General features: G+C 71.9%; 11 protein-coding genes. 5 read left to right on the top strand and 6 right to left on the bottom strand.

What is annotated here, in order from left to right; genetic code table 11:
* Positions 1–503: 503 nt before the first annotated feature.
* The 5 genes from ACWGE1_RS33670 to ACWGE1_RS33650 form a co-directional block, all read right to left on the bottom strand.
* Positions 504–1016, bottom strand: coding sequence for an ATP-binding protein (locus ACWGE1_RS33670; protein ID WP_382537679.1), 513 nt, complete (start codon positions 1014–1016; stop codon positions 504–506).
* Between the two features lie 267 nt (positions 1017–1283).
* Positions 1284–2051, bottom strand: coding sequence for an enoyl-CoA hydratase/isomerase family protein (locus ACWGE1_RS33665; RefSeq protein ID WP_453424249.1), 768 nt, complete (start codon positions 2049–2051; stop codon positions 1284–1286).
* A 105-nt stretch (positions 2052–2156) separates the two neighbouring features.
* Positions 2157–3383 (bottom strand): L,D-transpeptidase, encoded by a 1227-nt coding sequence (locus tag ACWGE1_RS33660; protein ID WP_453424248.1) that lies wholly within the window; start codon positions 3381–3383, stop codon positions 2157–2159.
* A 195-nt stretch (positions 3384–3578) separates the two neighbouring features.
* Positions 3579–5846: a choice-of-anchor A family protein gene (locus ACWGE1_RS33655; RefSeq protein ID WP_453424247.1), complete on the bottom strand. Its 2268-nt coding sequence runs from the start codon at positions 5844–5846 to the stop codon at positions 3579–3581.
* 136 nt (positions 5847–5982) lie between these two features.
* Entirely contained in the window at positions 5983–7203 is a 1221-nt protein-coding gene (locus tag ACWGE1_RS33650; protein WP_453424251.1) for an Ig-like domain-containing protein, read from the bottom strand.
* A gap of 182 nt (positions 7204–7385) precedes the next feature.
* Between ACWGE1_RS33650 and glgX the strand changes: the two genes are divergently transcribed.
* Positions 7386–9695 carry a glycogen debranching protein GlgX gene (gene glgX / locus ACWGE1_RS33645; protein WP_453424246.1) on the top strand — a complete coding sequence of 770 codons (2310 nt, stop codon included), beginning with the start codon at positions 7386–7388 and terminating at the stop codon, positions 9693–9695.
* A 115-nt stretch (positions 9696–9810) separates the two neighbouring features.
* A complete protein-coding gene (locus tag ACWGE1_RS33640; RefSeq protein WP_453424245.1) occupies positions 9811–10533 on the top strand; it encodes a CDP-alcohol phosphatidyltransferase family protein in 723 nt (240 codons plus the stop codon).
* On the opposite strand, the gene ACWGE1_RS33635 is transcribed toward ACWGE1_RS33640, so the two are convergent.
* The gene (locus ACWGE1_RS33635) at positions 10514–11002 is read right to left on the bottom strand and encodes an adenylyltransferase/cytidyltransferase family protein (protein ID WP_453424244.1); all 489 of its coding nucleotides are present in this window, start codon (positions 11000–11002) and stop codon (positions 10514–10516) included. The two genes, ACWGE1_RS33640 and ACWGE1_RS33635, sit on opposite strands and share 20 nt — an antisense overlap.
* 165 nt (positions 11003–11167) lie before the next feature.
* Here ACWGE1_RS33635 and ACWGE1_RS33630 point away from each other — a divergent pair, with 165 nt between their 5' ends.
* Genes ACWGE1_RS33630 through ACWGE1_RS33620 form a run of 3 tightly spaced genes read left to right on the top strand, consistent with a single transcriptional unit; the run spans position 11168 to position 15371 of the window.
* On the top strand, positions 11168–12379 hold the full coding sequence (locus tag ACWGE1_RS33630) for a glycosyltransferase (protein ID WP_453424250.1): 1212 nt from the start codon (positions 11168–11170) through the stop codon (positions 12377–12379).
* On the top strand, positions 12376–14148 hold the full coding sequence (locus ACWGE1_RS33625; protein WP_453424243.1) for a lipopolysaccharide biosynthesis protein: 1773 nt from the start codon (positions 12376–12378) through the stop codon (positions 14146–14148). Before ACWGE1_RS33630 ends, ACWGE1_RS33625 begins: the two co-directional genes overlap by 4 nt.
* A complete protein-coding gene (locus ACWGE1_RS33620; RefSeq protein ID WP_453424242.1) occupies positions 14145–15371 on the top strand; it encodes a hypothetical protein in 1227 nt (408 codons plus the stop codon). The genes ACWGE1_RS33625 and ACWGE1_RS33620 overlap by 4 nt, the downstream gene beginning before the upstream one ends.
* The last annotated feature ends 97 nt before the right edge of the window (positions 15372–15468 follow it).

Raw genomic sequence — 15468 nt, 5'->3', positions numbered from 1 at the left:
GCGCGCCGGAGGGCGCGGCGGCGGGTCGACCCGGTCCGCAGGCGGCGGTGAGGCCGGCCGCGGCGGCGCCGGCCGTCCCGAGACCGCCCGCGCGCAGGGCCACGCGCAGGGCCGCGCGGCGGCCTGGTTGTGAGAGCACCTGCCCATTTAAGGGGTGGATGACCCGGAAGGTAATGATTGACCCAATTCAGGATGTTCTCCAGAAGAGGCCAACCGGGTGGTCGGGTCGCTATGTGATCAACGATTTACACAGAGCAGTCGATACTTATTCGTTGATTACGAGGTGAGTGGCCCACCTCACCTAGGATTTAGCTAGAAAGTCTTATGATTTGCCCACTTATGTCCAAGTAGGGACTTTTGGCGTTTGGGCCCTCGTCTGCCATAGTCGGAAGCACGACTTCCCCATTGACCCGAGCGAAGTCACCACGCCGAGGATCACACCCCCTTCGATCCTCGGCGCACCCATGAAGCCCCCACATCGCCGCACACGGCGCACGGGGGCTTCAGGCGTTCTGGCGGTCGGCGACCCGCATCTCGAACCAGGTGATCTTCCCGCGCGGCAGCAGGTCCGCGCCCCAGCGGTCGGACAGCTTGTCGACGAGGAAGAGCCCCCGGCCGGTGGTGTCCATCTCATGGACCGGCATCAGGCAGGGCAGTCCGCGCGAGGGGTCGCGCACCTCCACCCGGATCCAGCCGCGGCGCCGCAGCATGCGTAAGCCGAAGGAGCGGGCCCCGGTGTGCCGGACCGCGTTGCCGACGAGCTCGGAGACCAGCAGGACGGCATGCTCGGCGATCTGCGGAGAGAGGCCCCAGAGGCGGATCACCACGCACTGGGTGAGCCGGCGCGCGGTGCTCGCCGACTCCGGCATGGACGGCAACGTCACTTCCGCTTCGGCCGGATTGCCGTACAGTTCCAGCGCTTTGAGACCCTGTTCGTCCTCAACAGCCGCCGTGAGCCGTACCGCCGAAGCGCTGCCGCGCTGCCGCGGCTGTTCCACACCCTCCAGGCCCGCCATGCACCCATCATGGACGGCCGACCCTCCCTCCCGGGCCGTTCCACAGGAAAACACCCCCCGGATTCAACGACTCCGAGGGGGTGTTCTGTCATATGCGGGAGGCAATCGGAAGGTTCCGGCGCGCCCCTTGACCTGCGGTGACGCGCCGCACAGACGTGATCACAGCAAGTGGATCACCGATTCCCCTTAAGGCTGTCTTAAGTCCTGGCTAATCCACCCACAGGGAGGACCGCCCGCGCCGGCCGAGCACTCCGGCGAGGAGCCGGCTCAGACGAACTTCGCCTTGCCCGGGCCCTCTTCGACGAAACTGCGCATGCCGCGCTCGCGGTCCTCGGTGGCGAACAGGCCCGCGAACCAGTTGCGTTCGATGGTGAGCCCGGTGTCGATGTCGGCCTCCAGACCCGCGTCCACGCACTCCTTGGCCGCGCGCAGCGCGATCGCCGGCCCCTGCGCCAGCTTGGCGGCCCAGGCGTGCGCCTGCTCGTACACCTCGGCGGCGGGCACCACCCGGTCGACCAGGCCGAGGGTCAGCGCCTCGTCGGCCTTGACCATACGGCCGGTGAAGATCAGGTCCTTGGCCCTGGAGGGTCCGACCAGGCGGGACAGCCGCTGGGTACCGCCCGCGCCCGGGATCAGGCCGAGCAGGATCTCGGGCTGGCCGAGCTTCGCGTTGTCGGCGGCGATCCGGTAGTCGGCGCACAGCGCGAGTTCGCAACCGCCGCCCAGGGCGTAGCCGGTGATGGCCGCGACGACGGGCTTGGGAATGCGGGCGACGGCGGTGAAGGCGTCCTGGAGCGCGCGGGACCGGGCGACCATCGCCGCGTGGTCCATCGTCTGCATCTCCTTGATGTCCGCGCCCGCCGCGAACACCTTCTCGCCGCCGTAGATGATGACCGCGCGGACATCGGCCCGGTCGGTCGCCTCCACCGCGAGCTCGCGCAGCCGGTCCTGGGTGGCGATGTCCAGGGCGTTCATGGGCGGCCGGTCCAGGCGGATGGTGCCGACGCCTTCGGAGACTTCGAGAGAGAGGGTCATACGGGCCAGGTTAGCGCCGGTTAACGCGAAGTGGCCCGGTGCTGTGGGTCACAGCACCGGGCCACTTCGACTACGTGCGGGACGTGCGGGACGTCCGTGACGTGACTACTTGATCCACTCCGCCCACGGCATATTCCAGCCGTTGAGGCCGTTGTCCGGGGCGATCTGCTTGTCCTTCGAGTTCTTCACGATGACCACGTCGCCGATCAGCGACTCGTTGAAGAACCAGGCCGCCGGGGCATTGGGGTCGCCGCCGCCGCGCTGGTCGCGCAGGCCCACGCAGCCGTGGCTGACGTTCGCCGAGCCGAAGGTGCCGGAGGAGGCCCAGTAGTTGCCGTGGACGAAGGTGCCGGAGTTCGACAGTCGCATGGCGTGCGGGACGTCGGCGATGTCGTACTCGCCGCCGAAGCCGACGGTCGCGCCGTTCATCCGGGTCACCTTGTACTTCTCGCTGATGACCATCTGACCGTTGTAGGTGGTCGTCGACGGGGCGCCCGCGGTGATCGGGACGGTCTTGAGGACCTGGCCGTCACGGACGACCTGCATCTCCTTCTCGCTCGCGTCGACGGTCGAGACCTGGGAGCGGCCGATGGTGAAGGTGACCGTACGGGTCTGCTTGCCGTAGACGCCGGGGCGGCCTTCGACCCCGTCGAGGGCGAGCTTCACGGTGACCTTGGTACCCGCGGCCCAGTAGTTCTCCGGGCGGAAGTCGAGGCGGTCGTTGCCGAACCAGTGGCCCTCGATCGCAACGGCCGGCTCGGCCGTCACCGTGATGGCCTTCTCGACGGCCTCGGGGTTGGTGATGCCCCGGGTGAAGTTGATCGACACCGGCATGCCCACGCCGACGGTGGAGCCGTCCTCGGGGGTGTAGTGGCCGACGAAGGTGTTGGTCGGGGTCAGGGTGGTGAAGCTGGTGTCCTTGGCGGACTCGCGGCCGCCCTCGTCCTTGGCGACCGCGTGCACCTTGTACTCGGTGGCGGAGGCCAGGTGGCGGGCCGGCTCCCAGCTGGCGCCGTCGTCGGCGAGCTTGCCCTCGACCGCGTTGCCCTTGGTGTCGGCGACCGTCACGGTGGTGAGCTTGCCGCCGGTGCTCGTTATCTTCAGGACGCCGCTGGTGGCGACCTCCTTGGCCCCGTCATCGGGCTTGACGCTGACGACCGCCTTGGAGGCCTCGGTACCGGTCTTGCCGCCACCCCCGCTGTTGTCGCCGCCGCTGCCGCTGCTGTTGCCCCCGCCCCCGCCACTGCAGGCGGTGGTGAACAGCAGGGCCGCCCCCAGCAGAAGGGCCGGCAACCCGGTGCGGGCGCGGCCGCGTATCGGCTGCAGGTTCACTCGTGTTCTCCCCATGTCCCCCGCGCGCGGACTGTCGCGCGCTTGTTGACAGGTAATCACAGGGAGGGATCACGATGAGCCACGGTCTTGTCACCGTTCCGTCCCAACTGCCCGGAGAGGTGGTGCGGCGACCGCCCCCGTGGCCGGGGGACGGTGGGTGTTCAGGCCAATGCCCGGGGGCGGCCGCCGAGGGGTTCAGGCCCGGGGGCCCTTGGAGTGCTTCGGGTGCTTGGAGTGCTTGCCCTTCCCGTGGTCGCCCTTCGGGTGCTTCGGGTGCTTGCCCTTCCCGTGGTCGCCCTTCGGGTGCTTGCCCTTCGGGTGCTTGGGGTGCTTGCCCTTCCCGTGGTCACCCTTCCCGTGCTGGTCCTTGCCGTGGTCGACGGGCTTGTTCCGCACGGTGACCACGATGCGCCGGTCCGGGGTGCCGATGTCCAGCCGCAGCGGGCCGGTGACCCGGTCGGCGGGCAGTACGTAGCCTCCGGGGACCGCCGTCTCGACCAGGTAGTACCAGCCCTCGGGGAGCGGGCCGAAGTCACAGACGCCGGTCCGGTCGGTGGTGCAGCCCGGAGCGGCCCGGCGGTCGGCGTTGATGCCGCGCGTCTGGAGGCCCGGGACGTTGTTGGTCTCCTGCCACAGCTCGAAGACCGCCCCGCCCAGCGGGCGCTTGGTCCTGGCGTCCTGCTTCACGACCCGGACCGAGCCCTCGTACTCCTCGCTCACCGGGGTGTTCGGGACGGTGACGACGATGCCGCCCGCCACGTCGCCCCGGTCCAGGTCGAAGCGGGTGACCGGGTCGGCCGGGGTCTCGTACCCGACCGGGACCACCGTCTCCCGCCAGTAGTAGGTCTGCCCGACCGGCAGCTCCACCGTGCAGGTGCCCTCGGTGTCCGTCACGCAGACCCCGTCGAGGCGGGTGTCGCCGCCCGGCGCGCCCGTCTGGAGCCCGGTGTCGTCGTTGCTCTCCCGCCAGAGCTCGAACTGTGCGCCGGACAGCGCACGGCCCGTGGCCCCGTCGGTCTTGCGCAGCACCACCCGGGCGCCGTCCGACGGCTCGGGCGTGCGCTGGTTGTCCGCCACGTACCGGACCCCGGCCGCGGCGTTCTCGGCCGTGAGGTTCAGCGTGTGCACCCGGTCGGCGGGCAGGTCGTAGCCGAGGGGCGCCCGCGTCTCGCGCCAGTAGTACGTACCGGGGGCGGTGACCCGCTCACAGATGCCGGTCGCCGGCGTGGTGCACTCGGTGACCAGGGTGTCGGCCCCCGGGGCGGTGTCCTGCAGGCCCTCCGTGCTGTTCGTCTCGCGCCACAGCTCGAACTGCGCCCCCTCCAGTGCCGCGCCCGTCCCCGCGTCCCGCTTGAGGACCGAGACCACACCGGTCACCGGGGCCGGGCCGCCGCACTCGGGCAGGTCGCCGTCGAAGGGGTAGGCGTGGAACTCCTGCCCGCCTCCGCCGGTCGGCGCGCTGGTGTGCGTGACGGAGCCGGTGGTGAAGAAGCGCCCGTTGATGCCGGGCAGGGTGACGGTGGTCTCCGAGGACGGCTGACCGATCAGGAAGCTGCCCTGGAACTGGCCGCCGCCGGTCAGGTTCACGGTGGTGGCGTCCGGGAAGTTCCACAGCAGCCGGTCGCGGTAGGCGTTGAGGGGGTCGGTGTCCTGGATGCCACCGCTGTACGTGTTGATCGTGCGGGTGGTGCCGAGGACGTTCACCAGGACGGTGGCGGTGTCCGGGATGCGGGCGAACCGGACGCCCTGCTGGCCTCCCCCGTTGCCGACCAGGTTCGCGTCGACGTTGAAGACCTGGAGCGGGGAGGAGCCGTCGCCGGTGAAGAGGGTCTCGTAGCCGTTGTTGACGGCCGTGCCGGTGGCCGGGCGCGGCCGTCCATCGACCCGGGCGTAGCACTGGCTGGCGGCGCCGAGCCGGTCGCGCAGTCCCGCGTACGGGGTGACCGCGGCGCGGTCGGGGATCAGGCGGCCCGTCACCACGCCCGTGACGGGGCCCGCGTGCCGGACCGCGCCGCCGTCGGCGAGCAGCCGCTCCCCGGCCGCGAGGGTGATCGAGCCGCCGGTGGTGAGGAAGTCGGCGCCGACGGGCGGGGGCACCCTCGATCCGGCGCCGACGATGCCGACGTTGTACCGGCTGTCCCCACCCCCCTGCTTGTTCTGGTCGAAGTCGCCGAGGACCACGAGCCGGCCCTCGGCCTCGGAGGCCCGCCCGCGGACCCGGAAGTCGCCGCCCGCGAAGATGTTGATGCCGTTGTCCCGGCCCTGCGGGACGCCGTCGGTGCCGATGGGCGGGTACGGGTCGGGGCAGTCGCCCGGAACGCAGGGCCCCAGCCCTCCGGGGAGCGGCGCTCTGGCGACCGCCGCCGGCCGGTCGCCACCGGGACCCTCCGCGGAGGCCGCGGGCGCGGCGGAGGCCAGGACGGCTCCGATCGCGATCCCGAGGGTCCAATTCCTAGCTGACATGACGCTCCGTCCGTTGCCTGCTGCCCTGATGTGCCCTGACAGGCTGGGGGCAGGCTTCGGCGGGGTGCGGCGGGGACACTCTCGGCTACGGCATTTCGATCACACCGATCACCCTCCCGGGCGTGGCCGCCGGTGCTCAGGCGATGGCGGAGCCGGCGACCCAGTCCGCCCAGGACATGTTCCAGCCGCCCAGCCCGTTGTCGGCGGCGACCGTCTTGTCCTGCGAGTTCACGACCTCCACCACGTCCCCGACCAGGGTCCGGTCGAAGAACCAGCCCGCGGGGGTGTCGGAGCCGCCGCCCTTGTCGTCGCGCAGGCCCACGCAGCCGTGGCTCAGGTTGGTGGTGCCGAAGCTGTCGGGGCTGGACCAGTAGTTGCCGTGCAGGAAGGTCCCGGAGGAGGTGAGCCGCATGGCGTGCGGGACGTCGGGGATGTCGTACTCGCCGCCGAAGCCGACGGTCTGGCCGTTCATGCGGGTGACGTCGAACATCTCCATCACCACCATCTTGCCGTTGTACGTGGTGGTCTTGGGCGCCCCGGCGCTGATCGGCACGGTCGACACCAGCTGGCCGCCGCGGCGGACCTCCATGGTGTGCGCGGCCGCGTCGACGGTGGAGATCTGGGAGCGGCCGACGTTGAAGGTGATCGTCTTGTCCTGGATGCCGTACACGCCGGGCGCGCCCTCGATGTCGCGCAGGTCCATCTTCACGGTGACCCTGGTGCCGGACTTCCAGTACTCCTTGGGCCGGAAGTCGAGCCGCTCCCGCCCGAACCAGTGGCCGACGACCTGTACGCCCGGGTCGGCGGTGACGGAAATGGCCCGCTCCACTTCGGCGCGGCGCTCGATGGCCTGGCTGAACCGGAAGGAGACGATCATGCCGGTGCCGACGGTCGAGCGGTTCTCGGGCTTGAAGTAGCCGATGAACCGCTCCTCGGGAACGAAGGTGGTGAAGGTGGTGTGGCGGGCCTGCCGGCGGTCGTGCCCGTCGAGGGCGACGGCGTCCACGGTGTACTTGGCGGCGAGCGCGAGCCGCCCGGAGGCGGGGTCGGGGCTCCAGCTGAGCCCGTCGGCGGCGATGGCGCCGGGGACCTGTTCCTGCTGCGCGTCCTCCACCTTGGTGACCACGACCCGCTCGAGGCGGCCCTCGGGCACGGTGACCGACAGCCGCCCGTCGGCGGGAACCCCCTTCGCGTTGTCGTCGGGGGTGATGCGGATGGCCTCGTCCGGCGAGCGGGGTTTGCCGGGCAGCTGGATCTCGACCGGAGCCCTGCCGTCCTGGGTGCATCCGGACAGCCCGCCCAGCAGCCCCGCCCATGCCGCCACGGCGGCCAAGCCCGCCCCTGCCCGCCTCGTCAGAAGTGTCACGATCCCTCCAACGACCGGGCGCTGCGGGGGAAACGTGAGCGCGGGCCACGTTCCGGGCAGAACTGTCCGGGCAGAACAGTGGGAAGGACCAGACGGGGGCGGGCCCAGGCCGGGACGCCGGGGCCGCACTCTCCCCTACCCCCGCCGGTACCCAGGAGCCGTGGAGGCGGGCAGTGTCGAGCGCAGCCGAGCAGGAGGCGGTGGAAGCCGTCAGCAATGCCGTGGAAGCGGTGCGGGGCGGCCAGACCGCGCCCGTACCGCAGATCGACGGCCGACCGAAGGATCGGCCGAACGGCCAGGTCAGGGGGCAGGTGTTACGGGCGCACGCGCGCCCGGGGGCCCCGGTGTGGCCCGGGTCCTCGCATCCGCTGGGGGCCCGGTTCCATCACGGTCCGGACGGGACCGCGGGCACCAACTTCGCGTTGTGGGCCCAGGGCGCGGAGGCGGTGGAGGTGTGTCTCTTCGACGAGGCCGGCGGGGAGACCCGCTGCGCCCTGACGGAGCACACGCACGAGATCTGGCACGGTTTCGTGCCGGGCGTACGCCCCGGGCAGCGGTACGGATTCCGGGTGCACGGCCGCTGGGATCCATGGACGGGCGCCCGGTACAACCCGGCGAAGCTGCTCCTGGACCCGTACGCAAGGGCCGTGGACGGGGACTTCGTGCTGCCCCCGGAGGTGTACGGGCACGTCCGGGACTGGCCGCAGCAGTACATCGCGGACACCGTGCGCGACGACCGGGACTCCGCTCCCTTCGTCCCGAAGGGCGTGGTCGTCCACGATGACGACGACTGGGCGGACGACGTCCGGCCGAAGACCCCGTGGGCCGATTCGGTGATCTACGAGCTGCACGTGCGCGGCTTCACGATGCGCCATCCGGGTATTCCCGAGGAACTGCGCGGCACGTACGCGGGGCTCGCCCACCCGGCGGCGATCGAGCACCTGACGAGGCTGGGCGTGACGGCGGTCGAGCTGCTGCCGGTGCACCAGTTCGCGCACGAGGACCACCTGCTGCGCCGGGGGCTGCGCAACTACTGGGGCTACAACTCGGTCGGCTACTTCGCCCCGCACGCGGGGTACTCCTCGAGCGGTACGGCCGGGCAGCAGGTCGGGGAGTTCAAGCGGATGGTCCGGGCCCTGCACGCGGCCGGGATCGAGGTCATCCTCGACGTGGTCTACAACCACACGGCGGAGGCGGGCGAGCTCGGTCCGACGCTGTCGCTGCGCGGGATCGACAACCGGGGCTACTACCGGCTCCAGTCCGACCAGCGGCGGTACTCCGACTACACGGGGTGCGGGAACACCCTGCACGCGGGGCGCCCGCACGTGCTGCGGCTGATCACGGACTCGCTGCGCTACTGGGTCACCGAGATGGGAGTGGACGGCTTCCGCTTCGACCTGGCGGCGGCGCTGGCCCGGTCGATGCACGACGTGGACATGCTGTCGCCGTTCCTCGCGGTGATCGCCCAGGATCCGGTGCTGCGGCGGGTCAAGCTCATCGCCGAGCCGTGGGACGTGGGCTCGGGCGGCTACCAGGTGGGGGCGTTCCCGCCGCTGTGGACGGAGTGGAACGACCGCTACCGCGATGCCGTACGGGACTTCTGGCGGGGCGCGCTGCCCGACGTACGGGACCTCGGGTACCGGTTGTCGGGGTCGAGCGATCTGTACGCGTGGGGCGGGCGGCGGCCGTACGCCTCGGTGAACTTCGTGACCGCGCACGACGGTTTCACCCTGCGCGACCTGGTCAGTTACGAGCGCAAGCACAACGAGGCGAACGGGGAGGCGAACCGGGACGGGACCAACGACAACCGGTCGTGGAACTGCGGGGCGGAGGGCGAGAGCGACGATCCCCGGATCGGCGTGCTGCGGCGCCGCCAGCTGCGCAACCTGCTCACCACCCTGCTGCTGTCGACGGGCGTGCCGATGCTGGTGGCCGGGGACGAGTTCGGGCGGACGCAGGACGGCAACAACAACGCCTACTGCCAGGACAACGAGACGGGCTGGGTGGACTGGTCGCTGCTGGAGGATCCGGCCTGGCAGTCGCTCTTCGCCCTGGCCTCCCGGCTGATCGCGCTGCGCCACGCCCATCCGGTGCTGCGGCGGCGGGCGTTCTTCTCCGGGCGTTCGCAGGGCGCGGACGGGCTGCGGGACCTGGCCTGGTTCACCCCGGCGGGTGCGGAGATGACGGAGCGGGACTGGTACGCGCCGGCCGCCGCGCTGGGGATGTACCTGTCGGGGCGCGACATCCCGGGCCGTGACGAGCGGGGCCGGCCGGTGACGGACGACAGCTTCCTCGCGCTGCTGCACACCGGGGACCGGCCGGCGGAGTGGGTCCTGCCGGGGGCGCCGTGGGCGGAGGTGTACGAGGTCGTCCTGGACACCTCCCTGGAGGCGCAGTCCGATCCTCCCCGCACCCGTCACAGCGGCGGGCAGACCCTGACGGTCCCGGCGCGGTCGGTGCTGCTGCTCAAGGTGGTGGGCTGAGCCCCGCGGCGACCCGGTCGTCCTGCTGGTTCCGGACGTGGCCGCACATCCGGAACCAGCCCGTTTGTTCGTGCTGCGATGATGTGTTCGACATCGTCTCGGAGGGGGGCCCTGCATGGGCAGAGTCACGACCGCGCTGCAGGAACTGCGCGGGGCGCAGAAGTCGGCGAAGGGGGTCTCGCTCTACTCCCGGTTCGTCAACCGGCCCGTCGGCCGGTATCTGGCCGCCGGTTCGTACGCGCTCGGGCTCACCCCGAACCAGGTGACGCTGATCAGTGCCGTCTTCAGCTTCGCCGCCGTGGCCGCGGTCGCGCTGGCCGCGCCCTCGTGGGGGCTGGGGATCGCGGTGTGGGCCGCCCTGGCCGTCGGCTTCGCCTTCGACTCCGCCGACGGACAACTGGCCCGGCTGCGCGGGGGCGGCAGCGCGGCCGGCGAATGGCTCGACCACGTCGTGGACGCCGCCAAGCTCACGGCCCTGCACTCCTGCGTGCTGATCGCCTTCTACCGCTTCCCCGAGGCGTACGGGACGGGCGGGGAGTTCTGGCTGCTGGTGCCGCTGGGCTTCCAGTTCGCCGCGGTGGTGACCTTCTTCGGCGGGCTGCTGACCGAGAAGCTCAAGCCGAAGCCGGCCCCCGGCAGCCCTGCCGCCGCGCCGTCGACCGCGCGCGCGGTGGCCCTGCTCCCCGTGGACTACGGGGTGTTCTGCCTTGTCTTCCTGCTGCTCGGCGGCGGGAAGCTGTTCGCCTGGGCGTACGCGGGACTGGGCGCGGTCGCCGCGCTGTTCCTGCTGGCGTTCCTGGCGAAGTGGTTCCGGGAGCTCAGCGCCGTTCGCCGGTGACCTGACCCGGGGCCGCGGCCGGTTCCGCGAGCGCGTCCAGTGCCCGGCGCAGCTGGGTGCTGGAGGTGTGCACGGTGTAGGGGAAGTACACGACGTCGACTCCGTGGGCGGCGAAGTCCTTCTCCAGCCGGTCCCCCTTGGGCGTGCCGCGCCAGTCGTCGCCCTTGAAGATGACGTCGAAGCGGACCTGCTTCCACGTCTCCACCTTGTCGGGCACCGTCTCGACGAAGGCCGCGTCGACGTACTTCACGCTGCGGACGATCTCCAGCCGCTCGACGAGCGGGATCATCGGGCGGCGCCCCTTGGCGAGCTCGGCCATCTCGTCGGAGACGACGCCGGCGACCAGATAGTCGCACTGACTCCGGGCGTGCCGAAGGATGTTGAGATGCCCGATGTGGAACAGGTCGTATGCGCCGGGCGCGTAGCCGACTCGATACGGTCGACGCGCAGGCGCGCCAAGGTCGGACATGTCGTGCTCCGTCATCATCTACCCCCAGCAGCCACACCCCCCGGTGCAGCGGATTAGCAGACAATAGCGTGCACGTTCCGCACCACGCGGGTGAACGAATAGGGTGACGTGCGCATCATCCAGGGGAAGAGGGGACGCACGGTGTCCAGATCCGGTCAGCGGCGCATGCTGCTGGTTTCCACCAATTACGCTCCGGAGCACGCGGGGATCGGCCCGTATGCCACCCAGATCGCGGAGCACTGGGCGGATCTCGGTCACGAGACGCACGTGCTGGCCGGCATGCCGCACTACCCGGCGTGGTCACTCGAACCGGAGTACAAGGGCGCGTTCCAGCGCACGGAACAGCGCGCGGGGGTCACCGTGCACCGGCGTGCGCACACCGTGCCGCCGCGGCAGACCGCCGTGAAGCGGGCCCTTTTTGAAGGATCGATTCTGCTGCACGGCGCCGTGGCCCCGCCCCGGATGCCCAAGCCGGACGCCGTCCTCGCCCAGATGCCCAGCCTGGCCGGCGGGGTGCTCGCCGCCCGGCTCGCGGCGCGGTGGAAGGTCCCGTACGTCCCGGTCGTCCAGGACCTGATGGGCGCCGCCGCCGCACAGAGCGGAATCAGCGGGGGCGACAAGGCCGCCGCGATCGCGGGCCGCGCCGAGGCGTACGCCCTCAAGCGGGCCACCCTCGTCGGCGTCATCCACGAGACCTTCGTGGACCGGGTCGTCGGCATGGGCGTGGACCCGGACCGGATCCGCCTCGTCCCCAACTGGTCCCACGTGCCGGTGCCCACCAAGCCGCGCGGCGAGACCCGCCACCACCTCGGCTGGGCCCCCGGCGAGACCGTCGTCCTGCACTCCGGGAACATGGGCCTCAAGCAGGGCCTCGAAGTCCTCGTGGGCGCCGCCCGCCTCGATCCGAGCGTCCGCTTCGTCCTGATGGGCGACGGCAGCCAGCGGGCGGCCCTCGCCGACCTCTCCGCGGATGTGCCGAATCTGGACATCATCCCCCCTGCCGCTGACGGCGAGTTCCCGGATATCCTCGCGGCGGCGGACGTTCTCGCGGTCACGCAGCACGCCGCCGTGCTGGACATGAGCGTCCCGTCGAAGCTCACCTCCTACTTCCAGACCGGCCGTCCCGTCGTCGCCTCCGTGGCGGCGGAGGGCGGAACCGCCCAGGAAGTGGAACGCTCGGGCGCGGGGGTACTCGTACCGCCGGAGGATCCGGAGGCCCTGCTGAAGGCCGTACGGGCCCTGGCCGAGGACCCCGAAGGCGCGGACGCACTGGGAGCGGCCGGACCCCGCCACGTGGCGGCCCATCTGAGCCGCGAAGCGGGCCTGGCCCGCATCGACGCACTGATAGACGAAGCACTTGGGGGACCCCGGCCGTGATCGAGACGAACCGCCCTGCAGCGGCACCGGCCGAGGACGAACCGGATCTCCTCAGGGACCAGTTCCGGCAGCTCCTGCGCTACCGCAGGCTCATCGGCGCGGGCATCGGAATCGGCCTGCTGGGCGGCGTCTATCTCGGCATCTCCACGGCCGACACCTATGTCGCGACCGCCGACGTCGTCCTGCGCGCGCCCACCGACGACCCGTTCAACCCCAGCCTCGCCCCGGACAAGGCGATCAACATCGGCTCGGAGCGCCAGGTCGCGCTCAGCTCCTCCATAGCCAACGAGGCGGCGAAGAAGCTCGGCGTGACCGCGTCCGGCTTCGCCGCCCTGCGCAGCGGCCTGCAGGTCACCAACCCGCCGCAGACCATGGTGCTGCGCTTCACCTACACGGCGGACTCCCCCAAGGAGGCCGCCAAGCGCGCCAACGCGATGACCGAGGCGTACCTGCTCAAGCGGCAGGAGTCCCTCGACGCCACCCGCGACAAGATGGTCAAGGGCTACAAGGAGCAGCGCGACCCGATCGCCAAGCAGCTCGACGAGCTCTCCAAGGAGATCGCCCGGATGCCGGCCGGCTCCGGACGCGACGCGGCCACCTCCGCCAAGACCGACCTGCAGAGCGAGGTCGGCGGCTACAACGGCAAGATCACCAAGCTCGAGGCGCTCGACATGACCCCGGGCCGGGTCACCAGCGCCGCGACGGCGCCCACCGCGACCGACGGGCCGGGCATCGTCATGTCGCTCGCGCTCGGTGCGGCCGTGGGCCTCGCGCTCGGCCTGCTGGCCGCCTGGGTCCGCCTCGTCTTCGACCCGGCTCCGCGCTCCGAGGGCGACGTGGCCAGGGCCCTGCGCGCCCCCGTACTCGGATACCTGCCGCGGGACCGGACGGGCGGCGGACCGCTGCTCGCCGCCGGCGAGGCCGATCCCCGGCTCGCCGAGGAGTACCGCTCGGTGGCCTTCCGGCTCGCCTACGACGCCCGCTTCGCCGACCGGCGCCGCCTGCTCGTCGTCGCCCCGCGCGGCAGCAGCGAGACCGCCGCCGCGGTGGCCGTGAACCTCGCCGCCTCCTTCGCGGAGACCGGCAAGGACGTGCTCCTCATCGAGGCCGACCTGCGCACCCCGGTCCTGGCCAGCCAGCTGCCGACCGACGCCGGCGGGCGGCCCCGCTGGAGCCAGACCCCGGGCAGCCCGGGCGCCGGCGGACGCCACTCGGACTCCGAATGGCCCGACGGACGCCAGCTCGTCGTGGACGCCGGGGAGTCCGGCACCTTCGACCTCATCCCGGGCGACCGGGCCCGCAACGTGCCGCGCGCGCTGACCTCCGCCCGCGCCACCCGGCTGATCTCCGAGGCCGACGCCCCCAACTCCACCGTCGTCGTGCTCGCGCCGCCCGTGCTCTCCTACGCCGACGCCCTCGCCCTCGTCGACCGGGTCGACGGCGTCCTGGTCGTCTGCGACCCGCGGGCCATCCACCGCACCGACCTCTCCCGGATCCGCGAACTGATCAGCGGCGCCGGCGGCACCGTGCTCGGCGCGGTGCTGCACGCACCGCTGCCCGGCGAGAAGCGCGGCCGGGGCAAGGACAAGGGCGGCCCGGCCCCCGCCGGCCCCGCCGGAGGTCCCGGGACCCCCGGCGCCGGCAAGTCCGGCAAGCCCGTGCCGCAGCCCCAGCCGATCCCCTACGAAGTGGCCGAGCCCGAACAGCACATCCCCGGTGACGGCACCGACACCGTTGCGCTGCGCACCGTCCGCATGGGCCGCAGATGAGCCGACGCGGCCTCGCCGCCGTCGCATCGGTCCTGGACCAGGCAGCATCCAGTGCCACCAACATCCTGGTGCTGGTGCTGGCCGCCCGGCTGTCCTCGGCATCCGGGTTCGCCGCCTTCTCGATGGTGTACGTGACCTTCAGCGTGCTCCTCGGTCTGAACATGGCCTACGTCGGCCAGAGCCTCGTACTGGAGAAGGGCGAGCAGCTCGGCGCCCGGTGCCGCTCGGCCGTGGGCTTCACCGCCGCCGCGTCGGCCGCCGTCGGCGCGCTGCTGCTCGTGGTGGGCCTCGCACTGGCCGGGGCCACCGGGACGGCCTTCCTCGCACTGGGCCTCGTCCTGCCGCTGGTGCTCCTCCAGGACGGCCTGCGGTACTGCTTCTCCGCGCTGCGCGCCCCCGAACGGGCCCTCGCCGCCGACGCGCTGCGGCTGGTGTGCGTGGTCGCGGCGCTGTCCGTGCAGCCCGAAGGTGCCTCGGCGGGGCGGCTGGTGCTCGCGTGGGGGCTCTCCGCGCTGCCCGCGCTGGGGCTGGGGCTGTGGCTGCTGCGGCCGTACGTCCGCGGCACCCGTGCGGACCTGCGGCCGTACCTGCGGCGGGGGCACCTGGGGCAGCGCTTCGTGGTCGAGTTCGCGGTGGGCAACGGCTCCAGCCAGCTCGCCGTACTGGGCCTCGGTGTCTTCGCGACGCCGCTGGCCGTCGGCGCGCTGCGGGGAGCGACCACGCTCTTCGGGCCGCTGAACGTGCTGTTCAACTCCGCGAACGCGTTCGGGCCGCCGGTGCTCGGGCGGCTCGGCGGCAGGCGGGCCACAGTCCGGGCCACGGCCGCGCTGGGGCTGGTCCTGGCGGCGGTCGGCGCGGGCTGGGCGACGGTCCTGTACCTGTTGCCGCCGCGGCTGGGCCGGGAACTCCTCGGCGACACCTGGGCGGCGGCGTCCGCTCTGCTGCCGGCCACGGGTGCGCAGTACGCCGTGATGGGGCTCGGCACGTGCGCGCTGCTGACCCTGCGGGTGCTCGCCCCGAAGGCCACGCTGTCGTTGCAGGTGGTCTTCTCGCTGGTGTCGGTGGGGCTGCTGCTCGGCGGGTACCTGGTGTGGGGCGTGACGGGCGCGGCGTGGGGCCTGGCGGCCGGCTCGGCGCTCAAGGCCGTGGCCGCGTGGTGGCGGGTCGCCCGCCTCCCGGCCGCCGCCGGCTCGCGCGAGACCGAGCCCGCGGCTGCGGCCTGATCTCGGGCCCTGCCCGGACCCGCGCCTCAAACGCCGGCGAGGCTGAAGTACCGGGCTCCGCCCGGACCCGGTCCTCAAACGCCGGACGGGCTGAAAC

The organism is Streptomyces sp. NPDC054932 (assembly GCF_053610205.1).
This window is presented reverse-complemented; position numbering and strand designations above follow the sequence as displayed.

Bases quoted from the DNA above. Each gene is read 5' to 3' on its own strand.
- ACWGE1_RS33635 (WP_453424244.1), bottom strand. From the start codon at position 11,002: ATGTCCGACCTTGGCGCGCCTGCGCGTCGACCGTATCGAGTCGGCTAC.
- ACWGE1_RS33670 (WP_382537679.1), bottom strand. From the start codon at position 1,016: ATGGCGGGCCTGGAGGGTGTGGAACAGCCGCGGCAGCGCGGCAGCGCT.
- ACWGE1_RS33640 (WP_453424245.1), top strand. From the start codon at position 9,811: ATGGGCAGAGTCACGACCGCGCTGCAGGAACTGCGCGGGGCGCAGAAG.
- ACWGE1_RS33665 (WP_453424249.1), bottom strand. From the start codon at position 2,051: ATGACCCTCTCTCTCGAAGTCTCCGAAGGCGTCGGCACCATCCGCCTG.
- ACWGE1_RS33620 (WP_453424242.1), top strand. From the start codon at position 14,145: ATGAGCCGACGCGGCCTCGCCGCCGTCGCATCGGTCCTGGACCAGGCA.
- ACWGE1_RS33630 (WP_453424250.1), top strand. From the start codon at position 11,168: ATGCTGCTGGTTTCCACCAATTACGCTCCGGAGCACGCGGGGATCGGC.
- ACWGE1_RS33655 (WP_453424247.1), bottom strand. From the start codon at position 5,846: ATGTCAGCTAGGAATTGGACCCTCGGGATCGCGATCGGAGCCGTCCTG.